Origin of the sequence: Devosia riboflavina, assembly GCF_000743575.1 — a bacterium.
Classification (GTDB): Bacteria; Pseudomonadota; Alphaproteobacteria; order Rhizobiales; family Devosiaceae; genus Devosia; species Devosia riboflavina.
Window position 1 is genome coordinate 1 of the sequence record NZ_JQGC01000085.1, and the last position, 591, is coordinate 591.

General features: G+C 65.1%; 1 protein-coding gene. It reads left to right on the plus strand.

Annotation, left to right across the window (positions count from 1 at the left end; translation table 11 throughout):
• Positions 1-591, plus strand: a 591-nt coding sequence (locus JP75_RS26730; RefSeq protein ID WP_035087982.1) for a CehA/McbA family metallohydrolase, incomplete at both ends; no start/stop codon positions are given.

The following is a 591-nucleotide window of genomic DNA, read 5'->3' on the forward strand; positions in this document are numbered from 1 at the left end:
GGGTTGCTCTCGATCAACCACGACAAGCCGACCATCCCCTGGGATTACGAGCTACCCGATGCCGACCTGCAGGAGGTCTGGCAGACGGCGTGGCTGGCCTATAACTGGATCGCGCTGGCGCGCTATCAGGAACGGCTGGCGCGCGGCCTGCGTATCTCGGCCATCGGCGGCAGCGATTTCCACCAGCCGGACCGGCTGCTGCCGGAGGGGCCGTTCGTGGTCGGACGGCCGACGACGGTGCTTTACCTCCCCGAGCTTTCCGAGGACGAAATCCTCAAGGCGATGAAGGCGGGCAGGGGCTATGTCACCGAAAGCCCGACCGGGCCGCATCTGGCGATCTTCATTGGCGAGGTGCCCATGGGCGGGGAAGTGTCGGCCGGCGAGATCGAGGCACGTGCGGAAGTGCGCGGCGCAGACGGGGACAGGCTGGTCTGGGTCGACGCAACGGGCGTGGTCGGGGAGACCATGATCGATGGCGACGACACCATGCTGACGTGGAAGGGTACGCCAAAACTTTTCCTGCGTGCCGAAATCATTGCCGTTGCCAGCCACGACCGCATTTTCGCCGAGACGGAAGGCGCGAAAGTGCAT